We start from the raw sequence: 23,158 nt of genomic DNA, 5'->3' as shown, positions 1-23,158 counted from the left end.
GGAGAAATTTATGGCATTTGAAGGGTTATCCGAAAGACTTCAAGCCACGATGCAACGCATCAAAGGTAAGGGTAAAGTTACAGAGTCAGATATTAAAGCAATGATGCGTGAAGTACGATTAGCATTATTAGAAGCAGACGTTAACTTTAAAGTTGTTAAATCTTTTGTAAACACAGTATCTGAACGCGCATTAGGTGCAGATGTTATGCAATCTTTAACACCTGGACAACAAGTCATCAAGATTGTTCAAGATGAGTTAACGACTTTAATGGGTGGAGAAAATAGTAAAATTAACATGAGCAGTAAACCACCTACTGTTGTGATGATGGTCGGTTTACAAGGTGCAGGTAAAACAACAACTGCAGGTAAATTAGCATTATTAATGAGAAAAAAATACAACAAAAAGCCATTACTTGTTGCATGTGATATTTATAGACCAGCTGCGATTCAACAATTACAAACAGTTGGTAAACAAATCGATATACCAGTATATACAGAAGGCGATCAAGTAAGTCCGAAACAAATTACTGAGAACGCGTTGAAATATGCACGTGAAGAACATTTAGACTTTGTTATTATCGATACAGCAGGTCGTCTGCATATTGATGAAGCATTAATGAATGAACTTGTAGACGTTAAAGAAGTATCTAAACCAGATGAAATCATGCTTGTTGTAGACTCTATGACAGGTCAAGATGCTGTAAATGTTGCAGAATCATTTGATAATACATTAGATGTAACAGGTGTTACGTTGACTAAATTAGATGGTGATACACGTGGTGGTGCAGCACTTTCAATCCGTTCTGTTACTGAAAAGCCAATTAAATTTATTGGTATGAGTGAAAAGCTAGATGGACTTGAATTGTTCCATCCAGAACGTATGGCATCTAGAATTTTAGGTATGGGTGACGTATTAAGTTTAATTGAAAAAGCCCAACAAGGTGTCGATGAAGAAAAAGCTAAAGAATTAGAAAAGAAAATGAGAACATCTTCATTTACGTTTGATGATTTCTTAGAACAATTAGAACAAGTTAAAGGTTTAGGTTCGTTAGATGATCTGATGAATATGATTCCAGGTGCAAACAAAATGAAAGGCATGAAAAATGCTAACATGGATCCTAAACAAATCGATAATGTTCAAGCGATTATCCGTTCTATGACTTTAGAAGAAAGAAATAATCCTGACATTTTAAATGTTTCTAGAAAACGTCGTATTGCTAAAGGTTCAGGTCGTTCTTTACAAGAAGTAAATAGATTGATCAAACAATTTGGCGACATGAAGAAAATGATGAAACAATTTACAGGAAGCAATAAAAAAGGTAAAAAAGGTAAACGTGGCGGAAATCCATTCCAAGGCATGAACTTACCATTCTAATAGTAGCGTGACGCATCTATAATATAGAGCAAAGTTATGGCAGCTATCTTTAAGTGATAATGCCAGCTTTGCTCTCTTATTTTGCATGAAATTTAAATTGGTAAAGAGAAAACACTTTACAAACAATTTATATCCTGTTATAGTATTTACTTGTAGAAAAGAAATTATAAATGAGTAAGGAGTTTTTTAAACATGGCAGTTAAAATTCGTTTAACACGTAAAGGGTCAAAAAGAAACCCATTCTATCGTATAGTAGTAGCAGATGCACGTTCTCCACGTGATGGTCGTATTATCGAACCAATCGGTACTTACAATCCAGTTGCTAAACCAGAAGCAGAAATCAAAGTTGACGAAGAGTTAGCTTTAAAATGGTTAGCTGACGGTGCAAAACCTACTGATACAGTTCGTGATATCTTATCAACTCAAGGTATCATGGAGAAATTCCATAATTCTAAACTTTCTAAGTAAAGCGTAGATTATATTGGAAAAATTAATACAAACAATTATAGTACCGCTCGTAGATTATCCGGAGAACATCAATATATCTAAAGATGAACAAGATTCTAGCATTACGTTCAATATAGACGTTCATGAAGAAGACATTGGCAGAATTATTGGTAAGAAGGGCAGAATGATTAAAGCAATTCGTACAATTGTGTCTGGTTCAATGAACGAGCAAGGCAAGAAAGTGTTTGTAGAAGTTAATTAAGAGTACCTAATTGGTGCTCTTTTTTATGTTAATAATGAAAGAAACAATTGAGGAGGCACAGCTCAATGAATGTTGAAATAGGCAAAATTGTTAATACACATGGTATTAAAGGTGAAGTGAAAGTATTATCAGATTCTGACTTTACCGATGAACGATTTCAAAAAGGTCAACTTATTACAGTTAAGAAAAATAATGAATCATTTTCATTTACTATAGCATCACATAGAATTCATAAGAATTTTCATCTATTAACGTTTGAAGGTATTCATAACATCAATGATATCGAACATTTAAAAGGTTCTAAAATTTATCAAGAACAATCAAATGAAGCGATTGAACTTGAAGAGAATGAATACTATTATTCAGATATTATTGGTTGTACAGTATTTGTTGAAGAAGAAGCGTTAGGTAGAGTAATTGAAATTATGGAAACAGGTGCGAACGATGTATGGGTCGTTAAGGGAGATAAAGAATATTTAATTCCTTATATTGAAGATGTTGTTAAACATGTTGATGTTGATCTGAAGACTATTAAAATTGAACCATTAGAAGGTTTATTAGACTGATGAAGATTGATTATTTAACACTGTTTCCAGAAATGTATGAAGGTGTACTCAATCATTCCATAATGAAACGAGCACAAGATAAAGAAATTGTTCAATTTAATACAGTGAATTTTAGAGATTTTGCGAATAATAAACATTCACAAGTTGATGATTATCCTTATGGTGGCGGACAAGGTATGGTTCTTAAACCAGAACCTGTATTCAATGCGCTTCAATCATTAGATAAAGATGAAAATACGCGCGTTATTTTAATGTGTCCACAAGGTGAGCCATTCACACAAGCAAAAGCGGAGTCTTTATCAGAAAGTGATCATATTATTTTTATATGTGGTCATTATGAAGGCTATGATGAGCGTATTAGAGAACATTGTGTAACGGATGAAATTTCAATTGGGGACTTTGTATTAACAGGTGGAGAACTTGCGAGCATGACAATGACAGATGCAATCGTAAGACTAATACCAGGTGTTCTCGGTAATCAAGTATCACATGAAGATGATTCATTTTCATCTGGATTATTAGAACATCCTCAGTACACAAGACCAGCAGATTATGAAGGCTTAAAAGTACCAGATGTATTATTATCTGGGAATCATGCCAACATTGAAAAATGGAGACATAAACAATCATTGTTAAGAACACAACAGAGAAGACCAGATTTGTTAGATAGTTATCCATTAACAGAAGCGGATAAACGTTTCTTAAATGATAACAAAAAATAGATTGAATCAACTTGTGCAATGTGATATATTAATATAAGTGTGTGAGCACAAATTCACTATGATCCGCTGCTAGCATTTATATGAAACAATTACATTGGGCAAGAACATAGTCAGAAGGAGAGAATATAATGAGTAATAATAAGTTAATCGAAGCAGTAACAAAAGACCAATTACGTACGGATATTCCAACATTCCGTGCTGGTGACACTTTAACTGTACACGTACGTATCGTTGAAGGTAGCCGCGAACGTATCCAAGTGTTCGAAGGTGTAGTTATTAAACGTCGTGGTGGCGGAATTTCTGAAACGTTTACAGTTCGTAAAATTTCTTACGGTGTTGGTGTTGAGCGTACATTCCCTGTACACACTCCAAAAATCGAGAAAATCGAAGTTAAACGTCGCGGTAAAGTACGTCGTGCGAAACTTTACTACTTACGTAGCCTACGTGGTAAAGCTGCTCGTATTAAAGAAATTAGATAATATAAACCTTGGCATTGCTTGCTAAGCGTTTAAGTGTTTGGGACATATATCCCGACACAAAATAAATAAGCATATCACTGAACTGATTACTCAGTTGCTGGTGATATGCTTATTTTTTATTTACTAAAATGAGTCGAATATATTTAAGTTTACTGCTTTGAATTCACTTTTCTTGTGAAGATAACACTTAAAATAATTGAAATGATTGAAACCAAGATCATCGTTTTAAAATAGGGTGGTTGATAAGTGATTTCTATATCTTTGTCTTGTTGTTCTACATCAATACCTGTCATAATGTGATTGACTTTATGAATGGCTTTGTCTTTACCGTCTACTTTAGCCTTTAAGCCTTCTCTATACGGTATATTGATGACTGCAGTCCCTTTTTTATGTTCTTTTAAAGATATATTAATTTTCCCGTTTGTTTCATGGTAAGTATAACGCTTCTCTTTATGAGCTTGCTTCAATGTTTGATAATTTTCACCATATAAACCTTGTAACTCTAATTTATATTTCCCATTCGTTAATGAGATAAATATTTTACCATCTTTAGGTACTGGCACACGATAAAGTAAATCATCTTGATTCATGCGATATTTTGAATCTTGGAAGAGACGATTATTTGGATAATCATTTACTTGAATCGTAAAGTTTGATTGCGGTAATACACGTTCTAAATGTAACATCAAATATAAATCTTGATATTGATTCGTTAATTTTTTAGGTAGCTGAATCGTTAAACCATCTCCATTTCGAGGCACGGTCAACATGTCATCTTTATAATTGGCATCACGCGTTGTAATGGTCGTTTGGTTTAATAGATTCGGTGCTTTGTTTATTTCTGAATTAACTTTATCTTTATCTGTTGTAACAACACCTTTAATCATGGCATGTTCAAGATCTAATGGATTATCAATATCATGGGCATCATAATATTGATCGGTTACTTTAACTGCAGGTAATGGTTGCTCATTTTCTAATATTTGATATTTGCCATCGTCTTGAATCAATTTAAAGTTTGCTGGCGATGATTTCTGGTACGATTTCTTCATTATATATTTTGTTGACCAAAGGCTGTATAAGTTAGATCGATCTTGCATATCGCTATAACGACTTAACGATTCATTCTGTAGATTAACTTTTGCATCTTCAAAAAGATATTGATTCAAACCGCCATCAAAAATACTCGAGTATAAACTAAGACCTTTAAAATGTTGATACATAGGTGTGTTGTCTTGTGTTAATACACGCCATCCTAATCTTTCATCAGGTTTCAATTGTTGGTTTAAATGTGATACATGACTTCGTTGTAGGCCACTATCAAACGTACTTGCTTGAATAAAGAATTTATTCGCACGTCTTTCATGATCATCGTGATAGATTTGGTTCTTACTATGATCTTTTGAAACTAAGAAAGAAGTTAACAATATCATTGTCGCAAATACAAGTGTTATTAAACGTGTAAAACGCTTTATAGTTAATACGAGTAATCCTATTATAAATATAATAGGTACCATCCAAATCCAACTGACATAATCTTTGGTTACAAAATAGCTTGAAAAAATGACGATGAAACTTGGTATAGCCGTGATGATATATTGCTTGATGCTGATTGATTTAAAGTAATATACGTAACTCGCAATTAAACCACTAGAAAAGAACGTTAATAAATAATGCCATCTTTTTTGTGGTGCAGAAAAGCCATTAAAAATACTATCTACATAAGGTAAGAAACTCGCAATCATCAAAATAATCGTGAAAATACTAAATAATCTATAATAATAATGTTTGTAAAGCTTTATTGTTAAAAGCGCCTGAATGGCTATAAAAAGTACAACAATTAAATAATTGTCATAGAATATATTGTCATGTTTATTGAAGTTAGACAGTAATGGAATCGTACCATTATAAATTGCACGATTATTCCCAATGAAACTATGGGCAGAGTGGAAGAAAATAAATAAACTACTTCCAAGTCCAAGTATACTCGCTACTACAAGTAATTTAAGTTGTTGCATTCTTGGTACGATATCTGCCTTATGTTGAAAAATAAATCGATAGAAAAAGTAAATGAGTCCTGTTAAAAATTGATAATATGCAAAATAAAAGTTATTGATAAACGTTAAGGCAACGATTAAGATAAACAGGCCTATTTTTTTATCTTTTAAAAATCTTTCAATACTGAATAATAATAATGGCAATAGCATAAAGACATCGCTAAAGAATGGCCAATATACAGTAAACCTAAAGTATATAGGTGAAACTGCAAATAGAAAAGCAGCGACTATTGAAGTAGTTTGATTTAAGCCAATCTTCTTAACATATAAAAAGGTAAAACTCATAATTAAAAATGACTTTACGACTGATATGACGATGGCATTCTGAGCCCAAAATAACATATGGTCCGTATTAAAATGAAAGATAAATGAGCCTAACCAAACAAAAATAACATTTATAATGAACAAAATATTCGTAGAGAAGTAATAGGACAAATCCATAAACATATCTCCACCAAGACCTAAATCAGTTGAATAGAAAAATGTTCCGTGTGTCCAATGTTCAAATAGATACATTTGAATTGGCAACATTTGTTCGATACCATCATTTGGACCAGTAAAAATAATACCATCTTTAAAATAGCGATATAGTATATAACTATGGCCTAAAATGGCTAAGACACCGAAAAGTAAAATGTATTTGAAAATAGCGTTGTTATTCAAAAATGTTTTTAATTTATTTATCATTTGATTCACCTATATGTGTTATTCGTGAGATTTAAGGTTTGTTTGTTGAATAATATATTTTGGTCTATCTTTTGTTTCATAATAAATACGACCAATGTATTCACCTATAACACCTAAACTAAATAATTGAAGACCACCTAAGAATAAAATGGCGGAAATAATTGTGAAATAACCAGGTTCTTCGATGCCATGTATCATAATATTTATAAATGTAATTAAAATATATAGAAGACAGATAAACATTGTAATACCACCAAAATAAAAGCATAGTCGAAGCGGTTTATTATTAAAACTAACGATACCATCAATTGCGTAATCGATTAATTTAAAGTTGGAATATTTAGAACGTCCTTGATTTCTATCTAGATGATTATATGTAATAGTTGTCTTATTAAAACCAACCCATTCAAATATACCTTTAGAGAAGCGATTGTACTCAGTCATTTTAATGATAGACTCAGCAACTTCTTTAGATATTAAGCGAAAGTCACCTTCACCGCTTTTTAATTTAACATCAATCATATTTCTAGATAATTTGTAGAAAATTTTAGCTGGGATTCTTTTTAAAAATGACTCTTTGTCGCGATTGCGTAATGCGACGACTTGTTGATAGCCTTCAAGGTGTAATTCGATCATTTGTGGGATTATCTCAGGTGGGTGTTGAAGGTCTGAATCCATGATGATAACAGCATCTCCTATACTGTGCTCAAGTCCACAATACATAGCAGATTCTTTGCCGAAATTTTTAGAGAAAGATATGTATTTAACATGTTTGTCTTTTTCTGATAGTGATTGAATTAAATTTAGTGAAGCATCTGTAGAACCATCATCAACAAATATGATTTCGAATTGATGTGGCAAATTTAAAAAGACGTTTGATACTTTTTCATGTAAAATAGAGATGTTAGTTTCCTCATTATAAAGAGGAACTATAATTGAAATAAACATAACAAACCTCCTATATAGATATGGTTAATATATCATATTTCGATAGTTAAAGATAAGAAAGGATAAATATAAATGACAATTCAATGGTTTCCAGGTCATATGGCCAAGGCGAGACGCGAAGTAACAGAACAATTAAAAATGTTAGATGTGGTATTCGAATTAGTCGATGCACGTATTCCGCTATCTTCAAGAAATCCAATGATTGATGACATTGTTAAACAAAAACCTCGTGTTGTAATACTTAATAAAAAAGACATGTCAAAACAAAGTGAGACAGATAAATGGACACAATATTTTAAAAATCAAGGCTTTTTCCCAGTTCAAATTGATTCGAAACATGGTAAGCATTTAGGTGAGCTTATGAAAGCTGCACAAGCTGCCACTAAAGAAAAATTTGATAGAGAAAAACGTAAAGGTCTTCGTCCGAGAGCAATCAGAGCTATGATAGTTGGTATTCCGAATGTAGGTAAATCCACACTTATCAATAAATTAGCCAAAAAATCAATTGCTAAAACAGGTAATACACCGGGTGTGACGAAAAAACAACAATGGATTAAAGTAGGAAAAGAATTAGAATTGTTAGATACACCAGGGATTTTATGGCCGAAATTTGAAGACCAAACGATTGGTAAAAAGTTGAGTTTAACAGGGGCAATTAAAGATAGTATTGTACATTTAGATGAAGTTGCGATATATGGATTAAACTTCTTAATCGATCATGATCCGGAAAAATTAAAGCAATTTTATCAAATTGAATTACCTGAAGATGGTGACGTCATTGGTTTATTTGATCAAATAGGTAAAAGAAGAGGCATGTTAAAACGTGGTAATGAAGTGGATTATGAGTCTGTTACTGAGTTGATTATTAGAGATTTACGTAATGCTAAAATTGGTCATTACTGCTTCGATATATATGAAGAAATGAAGGATGGCATGCATGAAACAGAAGAGCATTAAAGAAATTGTTGAAAAGATTAATCAATATTTAACGATTCAAGAAGTTAAAGAATCGACTTATAATGAAGATGAACGTAAAGGCGTTCAAAATGCTTTAAGTAAGCGAATCAAGCAGTTAGAAAAAATAGAACAACTTCATCTTAAATATATTCAAATGAATCAATATGAAAAACAAGTATTAGACTCAAACAAAGATGCTGTTATTTGTGGAATTGATGAAGTAGGGAGAGGTCCACTTGCAGGCCCAGTCGTAGCAAGTGCGGTCATTCTTGAACAAGACCATCAATATTTAGGCATTACAGATTCGAAAGCTTTATCACAAGCTAAACGTTCTTATTTCGAACAAGAAATATATAATCGTGCACGTTCAGTAGGTATTGGTATTGCAACTGTTGAAGAAATTGATGAACTCAATATATATGAAGCAACAAAGGTAGCGATGCAACGAGCGATAGATCAATTGTCAGTTAAACCAGACCACTTATTAATAGATGCGATGAAGCTAGATAATGGCATTCCACAAACATCTATTATAAAGGGAGACTTAAATAGTGTTTCTATAGCAGCAGCAAGTGTGATTGCTAAAGAATATCGTGATAAGTTAATGTCTCAATATCATACAGAATATCCTGGATATGATTTTGATAAAAACAAAGGTTACGGCACAAAATCACATTTAGAAGGGCTCGAAAATTATGGTATTACACCGATACACCGTAAAACTTTCGAACCTATCAAATCAAAAGTGAAATATTAGTCTAACAATTCGTAAAATTGGACTCTCCTTGTTTACAATAACGCTTACATTTTCTATAATTGAGAAGTAAGCAAACATTATTGTATGTATTAGGAGGATGGAGAATGAATATCCATGAGTATCAAGGTAAAGAGATTTTTCGCTCTATGGGCGTAGCTGTACCTAATGGTTCAGTGGCTTTTTCACCTGCTGAAGCAGTAGAAAAAGCGAAAGAATTAGATTCAAATGTATATGTTGTTAAAGCGCAAATCCATGCTGGTGGACGTGGTAAAGCTGGTGGCGTTAAAATTGCTAAATCAATTGATGAAGTACGTGAATATGCTAAAGAATTATTAGGCAAAGTACTTGTTACACATCAAACTGGCCCTGAAGGTAAAGAAGTAAAACGTCTTCTTATCGAAGAAGGATGCGATATTCAAAAAGAATATTACATTGGGTTCGTTATCGATAGAGCTACAGACAGAATTACTTTAATGGCTTCTGAAGAAGGCGGAACTGAAATTGAAGAAGTTGCAGCAGCAACACCTGAAAAAATCTTCAAAGAAGTGATTGATCCTGTTACTGGATTAATGCCTTACCAAGCTAGAAGAATAGCATTTAATATTAACATCCCTAAAGAATCAGTTAACAAAGCTGTTAAATTAATGATGTCTTTATATAATGTGTTTGTAGAAAAAGACTGCTCAATTGTTGAAATTAACCCACTTGTTACAACAGGTAGTGGTGAAGTATTAGCACTTGATGCAAAAGTAAACTTCGATGATAATGCTTTATTTAGACATAAAGATATCGTTGAAATGCGTGATTTAGAAGAAGAAGATGAAAAAGAAATCGAAGCTTCTAAATACGACTTATCTTATATCGCACTAGATGGAAACATTGGTTGTATGGTAAACGGAGCTGGCTTAGCTATGGCTACGATGGATACAATTAATCACTTTGGCGGTAATCCGGCTAACTTCCTTGACGTTGGGGGCGGCGCAACAAAAGAAAAAGTTACTGAAGCATTCAAAATCATCTTAGGTGATTCACAAGTTGAAGGTATCTTTGTAAATATCTTCGGTGGAATCATGAAATGTGATGTCATTGCTGAAGGTATCGTAGCTGCTGCTAAAGAAGTTGAATTAGATATGCCTTTAGTTGTAAGACTTGAAGGTACTAATGTTGAACAAGGTAAACAAATCTTAAAAGAATCTGGTTTAGCAATCGAGCCAGCATCTATCATGGCTGATGGTGCTCAAAAAATTGTTAAATTAGTTCAAGAACGATAAGAAAGGCGGAGAGTTACGTGAGTGTATACATCGATAAAAATACAAAAGTATTAGTTCAAGGTATTACGGGTGCAACAGCACTTTTCCATACTAAACAAATGCTAGAATACGGTACTCAAATCGTTGCTGGGGTAACACCTGGTAAAGGTGGGCAAGTGGTTGAAGGTGTACCAGTATTTAACACTATAGAAGAAGCAGTCGCTGAAACTGGCGCAACTGTTTCAGTAATATATGTACCAGCTCCATTTGCGGCTGATGCAATTATTGAAAGTGCAGATGCTGAATTAGACTTAGCTATTTGTATCACAGAACATATTCCTGTTATTGATATGATTAAAGTTAAGAGATACTTAGAAGGTAAGAAAACTCGCTTAGTAGGACCAAACTGTCCTGGTGTGATCACTGCAGATGAATGTAAAATTGGTATTATGCCTGGTTACATCCATAAAAAAGGTCACGTAGGCGTAGTTTCACGTTCAGGTACATTAACATATGAAGCGGTTCATCAATTAACTCAAGCTGGTATCGGTCAAACGACAGCAGTTGGTATTGGTGGAGACCCAGTTAATGGTACAGACTTCATTGATGTATTAAAAGCATTTAATGAAGACGACGAAACATATGCAGTTGTTATGATTGGTGAAATCGGTGGTACTGCTGAAGAAGAAGCAGCTGAATGGATTAAAGCTAACATGACAAAACCAGTAGTTGGATTCATTGGTGGTCAAACAGCACCTCCAGGAAAACGTATGGGTCACGCTGGTGCAATTATTTCAGGCGGTAAAGGTACTGCATCTGAAAAAATCAAAACTTTAAATGACTGTGGTATTGATACAGCAGATACACCATCTGTTATCGCTGAAACACTTATAAACCGTATTAAAAAAGAAGACGGTTTATACGAAAAATGTCTAACAGTTAAATAATAACCATATATAAGTACAGTGTCTTTCTACAATAGAAAAGCACTGTGCTTATTTGGTGTTTTAATTTATATATCCCACTAATGAACTGAATTTTAGTTTGTTAGTGGTTTTTTTGTAGACAATATTAAATGCATAAACTATAATATATGTAAAATATTAACAAACAGGAGTGAGGCATGAATCACAACTATGAAACAGCATATGTAAATGCACTAACATCAAGATTAAATGAAGACAGTCATGATTTTGAAATCATGAATAAATTTAAAGGTTATGAAGGCGAACAACTAGTAGAAAATCTACTAAAGCAACAACATCAAATTGTGTTTAGTCATAATCTTGAATTTGTATCTTCAAATGCAGTACAAATAGATTTTTTAATCATACATAACAGTCAAATAAGTATATTAGAAGTTAAACACTACTATGGCGATTTCGAAATCTATGACAACTATATAAAGAGTTCTTCTAATAAACGTTACACATCACCATTTGTACAATTATACAAAGCTAAAAATACTCTCCAATCAATACTTCAAGAAATCAATCTAAACCTACCAATAAATCACTATTTAGTATTTTCAAATCCCACATTTACACTAAGAAACCACATACCTAACCGCTCGCAAGTACTGTTGCGCTCTGAATTTTATAAATTTCCAAAACTATTTCAATCTCAACAAATCGATAAAGATAAGCAAATACTTCAGCAAATTATAGCTAAGCAGCAAATATTTTCTCATAGATTTAAACCAGTCGAAAGAGTTGCTTTTAATAAGATAACGAAAGGTATAAAATGTCCAGAATGTAAAAAGTTACATACTATTATAATTGAAGAAAAGAAGAAGATTATACCTTGTAAAAATTGTTTAAAAACTTTTAGAAGAGTGGAAATTTACTATTTTAACATAATGGAACTAGGCATAATAAAAGGAAAAGAAGGATTTACAATACCAGAAGCAGTTGAATGGTGTGAGGCGAATAATGTTCAAACTGTAAAAAGAATATGTAATCAACATTTTAAGAGTAAAGGTCAAAGGTATAAGACGTATTATTTAGAAGAATTTATTAGGTGATGCGGCGCTAACGATCAAGACTGAAAAACAAGATCGTTAGAAATTCTAACGCTCAAGAAAGTAAAACAAGATCGTTAGCCGTTAAAAAAATTAAAAAAAGAGGAGTGAGCCCCGCGCTAACGATCAAGACTGAAAAACAAGATCGTTAGAAATTCTAACGCTCAAGAAAGTAAAACAAGATCGTTAGCCGTTAAAAAATTAAAAAAAGAGGAGTAACCCCCGCGCTAACGATCAAGACTGAGAAACAAGATCGTTAGAAATTCTAACGCTCAAGAAAGCAAAACAAGATCGTTAGCCGTTAAAAAAATTAAAAAAAGAGGGTTAACCCCTGCGCTAACGATCAAGACTGAGAAACAAGATCGTTAGAAATTCTAACGTCCAAGAAACCAAAACAAGATCGTTAGCCATCCACCCAAAACAAAAAAATCTACATTATAAGAGGTGTACATTTATGAATGATTATCAAGAAACAATTTTGAAATTAATTTACAGTGGTTTTACGACTAATCAAATTCACAAGATGATTCGTTATGATCCTGAGTTAAATTTTCTTTCATATAGAACTGCGTTTATTGATTTTGTATATAAAAGTGGTTTTAAAGAGAGAACAATATTAACGATGTATCACAAATATAATGATAGTCATATAGATAAAATACGTTCTTCATTAAAGAAAAGAAATATTCAAATGGTGTTTTCTGATGAGGATTGTTATCCAACTTTATTGAAGGAAATTTATGATTATCCGTTTGTACTTTTTGGAATGGGTAATATGTCGTTATTGCAAAATAAACAAAAATTGGCTATAGTCGGTTCAAGGAAGGCTACTCAATATTCAGAACAAATTTGTGATGCTATCGTGCCAGGACTGGTTAAGTCGCATATTACAATTGTTTCTGGAATGGCCATGGGAGCAGATTATTTTGCACATTTAAAAGCGATAGAGTATAGTGGTCAAACTATAGGTGTTGCTGCATTTGGTTTAGATTACCATTATCCAAAAGCGACACAATATATAAGTGAACTTATGCGTAAAGATCATCTTGTTATATCTGAGTATTATCCAACAACAAAAGTTCAAAAATGGCGTTTCCCAGAAAGAAATCGTATTATTAGTGGATTGTCACAAGGTGTATTAGTAACTGAAGCAAATGAACGTAGTGGTTCTTTAATCACGATAGACTTGGCATTGGAACAAAATAGAAATGTATATTGTTGCCCAGGCACGATTTTTCAATCTTTAAGTAAAGGTGGCAATAATAGAATAAAAGAAGGTGCCAAGCTCGTACAAAATGCTCAAGATATCATTGAGGATTATTGTATATTTACTGAACAAAAATAAATTTTATAAAATGTTTTAATTGACAAAGCTGAATTTATCAGTTTATCATTTACATTTGTAATCAATAGAATAGCAAGGGGGACTTACTTTGGCAGAAAATCTTGTCATCGTTGAATCGCCCGCAAAAGCAAAAACCATTGAAAAATATTTAGGAAAAAAATATAAAGTCGTTGCATCTATGGGGCATGTTAGAGATTTACCTCGTAGTCAAATGGGCGTAGATGTTGAAAATAATTATGAACCTAGATATATTACGATTCGCGGCAAAGGGCCAGTTGTAAAAGATTTAAAACGCTATGCAAAAAAAGCAAAAAACGTTTATCTCGCAAGTGACCCCGATCGTGAAGGTGAAGCAATTGCGTGGCATTTAGCACATATATTAGATATAGATGAAAATAAAAAATCAAGAGTCGTATTTAACGAAATTACAAAAGATGCAGTGAAAGATAGCTTTAAGCATCCTAGAGAAATAGAACATGAGTTAGTTGATGCACAACAAGCAAGACGTGTACTAGATAGACTAGTTGGGTATAACATTTCTCCAGTGTTATGGAAAAAAGTTAAAAAAGGTTTATCGGCAGGTCGAGTACAATCTGTTGCATTAAGACTCGTTATAGATCGTGAAAACGAAATTAATAATTTTAATCCAGAAGAATACTGGACTATTGAAGGTTTATTTAAACATAAAACTAAAACATTTAGTGCGAAGTTTTTACATGAGAATAGTAAACCCGTTAAATTAAAAAATGAAAAAGACGTACAAAAAATTACAACACAATTAGATGGGGATAAATTTGAAGTTACGCAAGTTACTAAGAAAGAAAAATTAAGATATCCTGCGAAATCATTTACAACTTCATCTTTACAACAAGAAGCATCACGTAAGTTGAATTTTAAAGCTAGAAAAACAATGATGTTAGCACAACAATTATACGAAGGTATAGATTTGAAAAAACAAGGTACTGTTGGTTTGATTACGTATATGAGAACGGACTCTACACGTATAGCTGATAGTGCTCAAGCTGAAGCAGCATCATTTATTGAAAAAGAGTACGGTAAAGAATATTTATCTAAAGCAAAAGCAGCAAAAGGTAAACAAGGCGCACAAGATGCCCATGAAGCAGTTAGACCGACAAGTGTGGAACGTACACCAGATCAGATGAAAACATTCTTATCTAGAGATCAATATCGATTATATAAATTGATTTGGGAACGTTTTATGGCAAGTCAAATGGCACCTGCTATTGCTGATACAGTTGCAGCAGATATTACACAAGGCGATTTGAAATTCAGAGCAAATGGTCAAACAATCAAATTTAAAGGTTTCATGAAAGTATACGTTGAAGCTAAAGATGATACTGATGAAGAAAAAGAAGGTAAATTACCACCGTTAGAAAAAGGTGATATCGTTACGGCTGAGAAAATCGATCCAAAACAACATTTCACTCAACCACCACCACGATACACTGAAGCACGATTGGTTAAAACTTTAGAAGAATTAAAAATCGGTAGACCTTCAACTTATGCACCTACAATCGATACGATTCAAAAAAGAAACTACGTAAAATTAGACCAGAAAAGATTTGTGCCTACAGAGTTAGGAGAAATCGTACATGAGTCAGTTAAAGAATACTTCCCTGAAATTATCGATGTTGACTTTACAGTTAATATGGAAACATTGCTAGATAAAGTAGCAGATGGTGAAATTGAGTGGAAGAAAGTCATAGATATGTTCTATGAAAACTTTAAAATTGATGTAGCAAGAGCAGAAGAAGAAATGGAGAAAATTGAAATCAAAGATGAACCAGCTGGTGAAGATTGCGAATTATGTGGTTCACCAATGGTTTATAAAATGGGCCGATACGGTAAGTTTATGGCTTGTTCAAATTTCCCAGATTGTAGAAATACGAAAGCAATCATTAAAACGATTGGCGTTAAATGTCCTAAATGTAAAGAGGGCGAAGTTGTTGAACGTAAATCTAAAAAGAATAGAGTATTCTATGGTTGTTCAAGATACCCAGAATGTGATTATACATCATGGGATAAACCTTTAGACCGTTCATGTCCTAAATGTGAGACAGTACTTGTTGAACGTAAAAAAGGAAAATCAGCTCAAGTTATATGTCCAAATTGTGATTATAAAGAGCAAGAACAAAAATAGTTATAATACAGTGCAAAAAGTTATTTTAATGATAACTTTTTGCACTTGTTTTTTGATTTAATGTTTTAATAGTAAAACGTCACTAATTTTTAAAATTTATCATCACTTTATCATTTGATTAAATTCAGATTTGTTATACAATTCAATATGGAATAAAAAATTCGAAAATCAAGGAGGCATAAATAATGACTTCAATAAATGTTATCGGTGCTGGATTAGCAGGTTCAGAAGCGGCATATCAAATTGCCAAGAGAGGATTCAATGTTAATCTATATGAAATGAGACCGGTAAAACAAACACCAGCGCATCATACAGATAAATTTGCAGAACTTGTATGTTCTAATTCTTTAAGAGGTAATCAGTTAACAAATGCTGTCGGTGTCTTAAAAGAAGAAATGAGACAATTAGATTCATTAATTATAAAAGCAGCAGATAATGCGCGTGTACCAGCGGGAGGTGCACTTGCTGTCGATCGACATGATTTTGCGGGATACATTACAGATACGCTTAAGAATCATCCGAATATTACTGTAAAAAATGAAGAAATTACTGAGATTCCTGATGGACCAACAATTATTGCAACAGGTCCTTTAACGACAGAAAGTTTAACGAAACAAATTATGAATATTACAGGTGAAGAACAACTGTACTTCTATGATGCAGCTGCACCAATTATTGAAAAAGAATCTATTAACATGGATAAAGTATATTTGAAATCACGCTATGACAAAGGTGATGCAGCATACTTGAATTGTCCAATGACTGAAGAAGAATTCAATACTTTTTATGATGCACTTATAAATGCTGAAGTTGTACCTTTAAAAGAATTCGAAAAAGAAATTTATTTTGAAGGTTGTATGCCATTTGAAGTAATGGCTGAACGTGGTAAGAAAACTTTATTATTTGGTCCTATGAAGCCTGTAGGTTTAGAAGATCCTAAAACTGGTAAAAGACCATATGCAGTTGTTCAATTACGACAAGATGACGCAGCTGGAACGTTATATAATATTGTAGGTTTCCAAACACATCTAAAGTGGGGCGCGCAAAAAGAAGTTATTTCGCTAATTCCTGGATTAGAAAATGTCGATATCGTACGTTACGGCGTGATGCATCGAAATACATTTATTAATTCACCAAACGCGCTTAAAGAAACGTATCAATTAAAATCAAGAGAAGATTTATTCTTTGCTGGTCAAATGACTGGTGTAGAAGGATATGTTGAAAGTGCAGCGAGTGGACTGATTGCAGGAATTAATGCGAGTAAACTCGTTTCAGGACTTGACCCAATTGTTTTCCCTAGAGAAACAGTAATCGGAAGTATGGCTTATTACATTACACATGCGAATAATAATAAGAACTTCCAACCAATGAATGCGAACTTTGGTTTGTTACCTACATTAGAAAAACGTATTAAAGATAAGAAAGAACGATATGAAACACTTGCAAATCGTGCATTAAAACATTTAGATTCATTTAAAGTAATGCTTTAGTAAATTATTTTAAGATTTTTTAGAATTGTGATACAATTCAGATAAAATGGGAGGAATGAGTTATGGTACATACAATTGAACAACAGTTTGTTGATATGTTAACTTATGAAAAACATTTTTCCACCCATACTTTAAATGCATATCAACTTGATTTGAATGAATTTAATGATTTTTTACAATCAGAACATTTATCTTTAGAATCATTTGAATATAAAGATGCAAGGAGATACCTTGCGTTTTTGTATGATAAAGGACATAAAAGGACGAGTGTTTCGCGTAAAATTTCTACATTAAGATCTTTATATCAATATTGGATGAGTGTTGATAGCGAAATTCAGAATCCATTTATTCAACTTGTTCATCCAAAAAAAGAACATCATTTACCAAGCTTTTTCTATGAAGAAGAAATGGAAAAGCTATTTAAAACACTTGATGATGGTAAAAAAACGAATATAAGAGATCGCGTCATTCTTGAGTTGCTTTATGCGACAGGTATTCGAGTGTCAGAATTAGTTCATATTCAAATGAGTGATATTGATTTGAATTATGCATTTGTCAAAGTGCTAGGTAAAGGGAATAAAGAACGTATCGTTCCATTTGGAGAGTATTGTCAAAGTGCAATCGTTGACTATATTGAACAATTTAGAAGTCAGATGCATTTAGATCATGATTTATTGATAGTAAACATGAGAGGTAAACCTATAACTGAACGTGGTGTAAGATATGCACTCAACGAAATCGTAAAGAGAACGCAAGGTGTGTATCATATTCATCCTCATAAATTAAGGCATACTTTTGCAACACATTTGCTAAATCAAGGAGCCGATATGAGAAGTGTTCAAAGTTTACTGGGACATGAAAGTTTATCAACGACAAGTCAATATACACATGTTACAAAAGATCAATTAAGAAAAGTATACTTATCAGCACATCCACGTGCGTAAAGGAGATTTGATAATGAGTTCTTCATTACATGCTACAACTATATTTGCAATAAGACATAATGGTCATTCTGCAATGGCAGGTGACGGTCAAGTTACATTAGGTGAGCAAGTCATCATGAAACAAACAGCAAGAAAAGTTAGAAGATTATATCATGATAAAGTTGTTGCTGGTTTCGCTGGCAGCGTTGCAGACGCATTTACTTTATTCGAAAAATTTGAAGTTAAATTACAAGAATATAGCGGTAATTTAACGCGAGCTGCAGTTGAGCTTGCTCAAGAATGGCGTGGAGATAAAATGTTACGTCAACTTGAAGCGATGCTCATTGTTATGAATGAGACGGATTTATTAGTCGTAAGTGGTACTGGAGAAGTGATTGAGCCAGATGATGGTATCATTGCTATTGGTTCTGGTGGTAATTACGCTTTAAGTGCTGGTAGAGCGCTTAAGTCATATGCACCTCATTTATCGGCTAAAGAAATTGCAGAAGCTTCACTTAATACGGCTGCAGATATTTGTGTGTTTACAAACCATGAAATAAAAGTTGAAGAAATATAATTGGAGGGGTTTAAGGTTGTCACAAAATCAATTAAAAATGACACCGCATGATATCGTTGATCGATTAAATGATCATATCATTGGTCAACAAGATGCTAAACGTAAAGTAGCAATTGCTTTAAGAAATCGCTATAGACGAAGTTTATTAGATGAACAACTTAGAAACGAAATCATACCTAAAAACATTCTCATGATAGGTCCTACAGGTGTAGGTAAGACTGAAATAGCTAGAAGAATGGCTAGATTAGTTGGTGCACCTTTTGTAAAAGTAGAAGCTACTAAATTTACTGAAGTAGGTTATGTAGGTAGAGATGTTGAAAGTATGATACGTGACCTTGTTGAAGTGGGTCGTCGACTTGTTAAAGAAGAAAAGAAAAAAGGCGTACTTGATGAGGCAACTCAAAAAGCTAATGAAAAATTAGTGAAATTGCTTGTGCCAAGCATGAAGAAAAAAGCACAAAGTAATAGTAATAATCCGTTAGAGTCATTGTTTGGTGGACAATTCCCGAACTTCAATCAACAAGAAGAAGTCGAAGAAACACCAACTGAAGAGATAAAAACAAAACGTGAAGATATTAAAAAACAATTATTAAACGGTGAACTTGAAGAAGAAATCGTTAAAATAAAAGTAGAACAAGAACAACAAACACTTGGCATGATGGGTATGGAAAATAACCCTCAAATGCAAGATATGCTTAGCCAAATGATGCCTAAGAAAAAAGTTGAAAGAAACTTGCCAGTTAAATCAGCACGAAAAATTTTAACAGATGAGATTGCGAATGAATTGATTGATCAAGAGTCAGTTAACGAAGAAGCAATTCAATTAACTGAACAAATGGGCATGGTATTCATCGATGAAATCGATAAAATTGCTGTGAGCAACAGTAACGGTGGACAAGATGTATCTCGACAAGGTGTACAAAGAGATATTTTACCAATTGTTGAAGGTAGTGTCGTTCAAACGAAATATGGTTCAATTAATACTGAGCACATTTTATTTATTGGTGCAGGTGCATTCCATATGTCTAAACCAAGTGATTTAATACCTGAGTTACAAGGTAGATTTCCAATTCGTGTTGAATTAGATAGTTTAACTACTGAAGATTTCGTTAAAATATTAAAAGAACCGAAACAATCGCTTCTTGATCAATACAAAGCATTGTTGGAAACTGAGATGGTGACAATCAACTTTACAGATGAAGCCATTAATCGTTTAGCTGAAATTGCTTTTCAAGTTAACCAAGAGACAGATAATATAGGTGCAAGAAGACTGCATACTATACTTGAAAAAATGCTAGAAGATCTTTCTTTTGAAGCTTCAAATATGCCAAATGCAGTTGTAGATATAACACCTGAATATGTTAATCAAAAATTAGAATCTATTGCGACAAATAAAGATTTAAGCGCGTTTATTCTATAAAAAAGGAGAAAAAATTAAATGAGTTTATTATCAAAGACAAGAGAATTAAATACGTTATTACAAAAGCATAAAGGTATTGCTGTAGACTTTAAAGATATGGCTAAAACTATCAGTGATGTAACGGTGACAAACGTATTCATCGTATCAAGAAGAGGTAAAATTTTAGGTTCAAGTTTAAATGAATTATTAAGCAATGAACGTATTATCAAAATGTTAGAAGACAGACATATTCCTAAAGAATATACTGATCAATTAATGCATGTAGAACAAACGAAATCAAATATCGGTATTGAAGAAGTATTAACTGTATTCCCACCAGAAAACAAAGAATTATTCGTTGATAGTCAAACAACTATTTTCCCAATCCTTGGTGGTGGTGAACGTTTAGGTACATTAGTAGTTGGACGTGTATCTCAAGATTTCAATGACAACGATTTAGTACTTGGTGAATATGCAGCTACTGTTATTGGTATGGAAATATTAAGAGAAAAACATAATGAAATTGAACAAGAAGCTAGAGATAAAGCAGCAATCAATATGGCAATTAATTCACTTTCATATTCAGAAAGAGAAGCGATTGAACATATCTTTGAAGAACTTGGTGCACCTGAAGGTTTATTAGTTGCTTCTAAAGTTGCTGATAGAGTAGGTATTACAAGATCAGTTATCGTCAATGCATTAAGAAAATTAGAAAGTGCTGGCGTAATTGAATCTCGTTCTTTAGGTATGAAGGGTACATTCATTAGAATTAAAAAAGAAAAATTCTTAGATGAGTTAGGATTATCTAAATAAAATACTTGATGAACAGTATAAGATATGATATATTTGAAAACGGCTATAAAAGCCAAATTCACACATAATCACGAAAATTATGGATTGGTGCAACTTAACTAAGTTGTTTCTATAATAAGTGTTTATGGCGGAATAAAACCAATTAGGAGGAATTATCATGGCAGTTATCTCAATGAAACAATTGCTTGAAGCAGGTGTTCACTTCGGTCACCAAACACGCCGTTGGAACCCAAAAATGAAAAAATACATTTTCACAGAAAGAAACGGTATCTACATTATCGATTTACAAAAAACAGTTAAAAAAGTTGACGAAGCATACAACTTTATTAAATCTGTTTCTGAAGAAGGCGGTAAAGTATTATTCGTAGGTACTAAAAAACAAGCACAAGAGTCAGTTAAAGAAGAAGCTGAACGTGCTGGACACTACTACATTAACCAAAGATGGTTAGGTGGTATCTTAACTAACTATAAAACAATCTCTAAACGTGTAAAACGTATTTCTGAAATTGAAAAAATGGAAGAAGACGGTACGTTTGATGTATTACCTAAAAAAGAAGTTGTAGAACTTAAAAAAGAATATAACCGTTTAATCAAATTCTTAGGCGGTATTCGTGATATGAAATCAATGCCTCAAGCATTATTCGTAGTAGACCCTCGTAAAGAGCGTAATGCGATTGCTGAAGCACGTAAATTAAACATTCCAATCGTTGGTATTGTTGATACAAACTGTGACCCAGATGAAATCGACTATGTTATCCCTGCGAACGATGATGCTATTCGTGCTGTTAAATTGTTAACTGGTAAAATGGCTGATGCTATTTTAGAAGGTCAACAAGGCGTTTCAAATGAAGATGTTGCTGAAGAGCAAAACATCGACTTAAACGAAACAGAACAAGCACCTGAAGAAGAATCAACTGAAACTACTGAAGCATAATTTCAAAAAGGTGATAAGGTTCTATAACTTATCACCTTTTTTTAGAAAGATTTAAGATAAACAATATATTATTTAAATAAATGGAGGAATTAGATTATGGCTATTTCAGCTAAACTTGTTAAAGAACTACGTGAAAAAACTGGCGCAGGTATGATGGACTGTAAAAAAGCTTTAACAGAAACTGATGGTGACATCGATAAAGCGGTAGATTACTTACGTGAAAAAGGTATCGCTAAAGCTGCTAAGAAAGCAGACCGTATTGCTGCAGAAGGTACTACTTTTGTTGCATCTAAAGGTAACGATGCAGTAATTCTTGAATTAAACTCAGAAACTGACTTCGTTGCTCGTAACGAAGGTTTCCAAAACTTAGTTAAAGAAATGGCTGATCATATTCTTGATGTTAAACCAGCTGACGTTGATGCATTAAACGCTTCAAAATTAGCTAGTGGTCAAACTGTTGAAGAAAAAATGAACGAAGCTATCTCTACTATTGGTGAAAAATTAACTTTACGTAGATTTACATTAAAAACAAAAACTGATAACGATTCATTCGGTGAGTACTTACACATGGGTGGACGTATTGGTGTATTAACTGTTGTTGAAGGTTCAACAAATGAAGAAGCAGCTAAAGACGTTGCTATGCACATCGCTGCATTAAACCCTAAATTTGTTTCTCGTGACCAAGTATCTGAAGAAGAATTAGCTCACGAAAAAGAAATTTTAAAACAACAAGCTTTAAATGAAGGTAAACCTGAAAATATCGTTGAAAAAATGGTTGAAGGTAGAATGCGTAAATATTTAGAAGAAATCTGTGCTGTTGACCAAGCATTCGTTAAAAATCCAGACCAAACTGTTGCTGAATTCTTAAAAACAGACGGTGGCGTGCTTGTAGATTTCGTTCGTTACGAAGTTGGGGAAGGTATCGAGAAACGTTCTGATAACTTTGCTGATGAAGTAAAAGGACAAATGAAAGGCAACTAAGATTGCTT

22 protein-coding genes are annotated in these 23,158 nt (G+C 33.1%); 20 read left to right on the top strand and 2 right to left on the bottom strand.

Going from position 1 to position 23,158, the window contains the following annotated elements; genetic code table 11:
• Positions 1-10 precede the first annotated feature (10 nt).
• The 6 genes from ffh to rplS all read left to right on the top strand — a co-directional run bounded on the left by ffh (position 11) and on the right by rplS (position 3,851).
• Positions 11-1,375, top strand: a complete 1,365-nt coding sequence (gene ffh / locus LQ617_RS03130; protein WP_037587757.1) for a signal recognition particle protein — start codon at positions 11-13, stop codon at positions 1,373-1,375.
• A gap of 192 nt (positions 1,376-1,567) precedes the next feature.
• The gene (gene rpsP, locus LQ617_RS03125; protein ID WP_016910739.1) at positions 1,568-1,843 is read left to right on the top strand and encodes a 30S ribosomal protein S16; all 276 of its coding nucleotides are present in this window, start codon (positions 1,568-1,570) and stop codon (positions 1,841-1,843) included.
• A 13-nt stretch (positions 1,844-1,856) separates the two neighbouring features.
• Positions 1,857-2,084 (top strand): KH domain-containing protein, encoded by a 228-nt coding sequence (locus tag LQ617_RS03120; RefSeq protein ID WP_025905305.1) that lies wholly within the window; start codon positions 1,857-1,859, stop codon positions 2,082-2,084.
• Positions 2,085-2,149: 65 nt separating this feature from the next.
• A complete protein-coding gene (rimM, locus tag LQ617_RS03115; protein WP_126476473.1) occupies positions 2,150-2,650 on the top strand; it encodes a ribosome maturation factor RimM in 501 nt (166 codons plus the stop codon).
• Entirely contained in the window at positions 2,650-3,372 is a 723-nt protein-coding gene (gene trmD / locus LQ617_RS03110) for a tRNA (guanosine(37)-N1)-methyltransferase TrmD (RefSeq protein WP_239739505.1), read from the top strand. The genes rimM and trmD overlap by 1 nt, the downstream gene beginning before the upstream one ends.
• A 128-nt stretch (positions 3,373-3,500) precedes the next feature.
• Complete coding sequence (gene rplS, locus LQ617_RS03105) at positions 3,501-3,851, top strand: 50S ribosomal protein L19 (protein ID WP_025905308.1); 351 nt, start codon at positions 3,501-3,503, stop codon at positions 3,849-3,851.
• A 149-nt stretch (positions 3,852-4,000) separates the two neighbouring features.
• Here rplS and LQ617_RS03100 read toward each other — a convergent pair whose 3' ends face one another.
• Positions 4,001-6,595, bottom strand: a complete 2,595-nt coding sequence (locus tag LQ617_RS03100) for a YfhO family protein (protein ID WP_239739503.1) — start codon at positions 6,593-6,595, stop codon at positions 4,001-4,003.
• Between the two features lie 18 nt (positions 6,596-6,613).
• Positions 6,614-7,543: a glycosyltransferase family 2 protein gene (locus LQ617_RS03095; RefSeq protein ID WP_239739502.1), complete on the bottom strand. Its 930-nt coding sequence runs from the start codon at positions 7,541-7,543 to the stop codon at positions 6,614-6,616.
• Positions 7,544-7,615: 72 nt separating this feature from the next.
• Between LQ617_RS03095 and ylqF the strand changes: the two genes are divergently transcribed.
• The 14 genes from ylqF to tsf all read left to right on the top strand — a co-directional run bounded on the left by ylqF (position 7,616) and on the right by tsf (position 23,150).
• Complete coding sequence (ylqF, locus tag LQ617_RS03090; RefSeq protein WP_239739501.1) at positions 7,616-8,500, top strand: ribosome biogenesis GTPase YlqF; 885 nt, start codon at positions 7,616-7,618, stop codon at positions 8,498-8,500.
• Entirely contained in the window at positions 8,481-9,257 is a 777-nt protein-coding gene (locus LQ617_RS03085; RefSeq protein ID WP_239739499.1) for a ribonuclease HII, read from the top strand. The genes ylqF and LQ617_RS03085 overlap by 20 nt, the downstream gene beginning before the upstream one ends.
• Positions 9,258-9,361: 104 nt before the next feature.
• Positions 9,362-10,528, top strand: coding sequence for an ADP-forming succinate--CoA ligase subunit beta (sucC, locus tag LQ617_RS03080; protein ID WP_025905313.1), 1,167 nt, complete (start codon positions 9,362-9,364; stop codon positions 10,526-10,528).
• Positions 10,529-10,545: 17 nt separating this feature from the next.
• Positions 10,546-11,454 carry a succinate--CoA ligase subunit alpha gene (sucD, locus tag LQ617_RS03075; protein WP_025905314.1) on the top strand — a complete coding sequence of 303 codons (909 nt, stop codon included), beginning with the start codon at positions 10,546-10,548 and terminating at the stop codon, positions 11,452-11,454.
• A 176-nt stretch (positions 11,455-11,630) separates the two neighbouring features.
• Entirely contained in the window at positions 11,631-12,530 is a 900-nt protein-coding gene (locus tag LQ617_RS03070) for a nuclease-related domain-containing protein (RefSeq protein WP_239739498.1), read from the top strand.
• A 451-nt stretch (positions 12,531-12,981) separates the two neighbouring features.
• Entirely contained in the window at positions 12,982-13,872 is an 891-nt protein-coding gene (dprA, locus tag LQ617_RS03065) for a DNA-processing protein DprA (protein WP_239739495.1), read from the top strand.
• Positions 13,873-13,960: 88 nt separating this feature from the next.
• The gene (gene topA / locus LQ617_RS03060) at positions 13,961-16,033 is read left to right on the top strand and encodes a type I DNA topoisomerase (protein ID WP_239739493.1); all 2,073 of its coding nucleotides are present in this window, start codon (positions 13,961-13,963) and stop codon (positions 16,031-16,033) included.
• 185 nt (positions 16,034-16,218) lie between these two features.
• Positions 16,219-17,523, top strand: coding sequence for an FADH(2)-oxidizing methylenetetrahydrofolate--tRNA-(uracil(54)-C(5))-methyltransferase TrmFO (trmFO, locus tag LQ617_RS03055; RefSeq protein ID WP_025905318.1), 1,305 nt, complete (start codon positions 16,219-16,221; stop codon positions 17,521-17,523).
• A gap of 62 nt (positions 17,524-17,585) precedes the next feature.
• Entirely contained in the window at positions 17,586-18,467 is an 882-nt protein-coding gene (gene xerC / locus LQ617_RS03050; protein ID WP_204167735.1) for a tyrosine recombinase XerC, read from the top strand.
• Between the two features lie 13 nt (positions 18,468-18,480).
• On the top strand, positions 18,481-19,023 hold the full coding sequence (hslV, locus tag LQ617_RS03045) for an ATP-dependent protease subunit HslV (protein WP_037560086.1): 543 nt from the start codon (positions 18,481-18,483) through the stop codon (positions 19,021-19,023).
• Between the two features lie 37 nt (positions 19,024-19,060).
• Complete coding sequence (gene hslU, locus LQ617_RS03040) at positions 19,061-20,443, top strand: ATP-dependent protease ATPase subunit HslU (protein ID WP_048542780.1); 1,383 nt, start codon at positions 19,061-19,063, stop codon at positions 20,441-20,443.
• 18 nt (positions 20,444-20,461) lie between these two features.
• Complete coding sequence (gene codY / locus LQ617_RS03035; protein WP_025905322.1) at positions 20,462-21,235, top strand: GTP-sensing pleiotropic transcriptional regulator CodY; 774 nt, start codon at positions 20,462-20,464, stop codon at positions 21,233-21,235.
• A 157-nt stretch (positions 21,236-21,392) separates the two neighbouring features.
• Positions 21,393-22,169 (top strand): 30S ribosomal protein S2, encoded by a 777-nt coding sequence (gene rpsB, locus LQ617_RS03030; protein WP_025905323.1) that lies wholly within the window; start codon positions 21,393-21,395, stop codon positions 22,167-22,169.
• Positions 22,170-22,262: 93 nt separating this feature from the next.
• Positions 22,263-23,150: a translation elongation factor Ts gene (gene tsf, locus LQ617_RS03025; protein WP_185805765.1), complete on the top strand. Its 888-nt coding sequence runs from the start codon at positions 22,263-22,265 to the stop codon at positions 23,148-23,150.
• Positions 23,151-23,158: the final 8 nt, after the last annotated feature.

Origin of the sequence: Mammaliicoccus sp. P-M59 (assembly GCF_022386135.1) — a bacterium.
GTDB lineage: Bacteria > Bacillota > Bacilli > Staphylococcales > Staphylococcaceae > Mammaliicoccus > Mammaliicoccus sciuri_A.
Note: the sequence above shows the minus strand (reverse complement) of the source record. Positions and strands in the feature narration are given on the sequence as shown.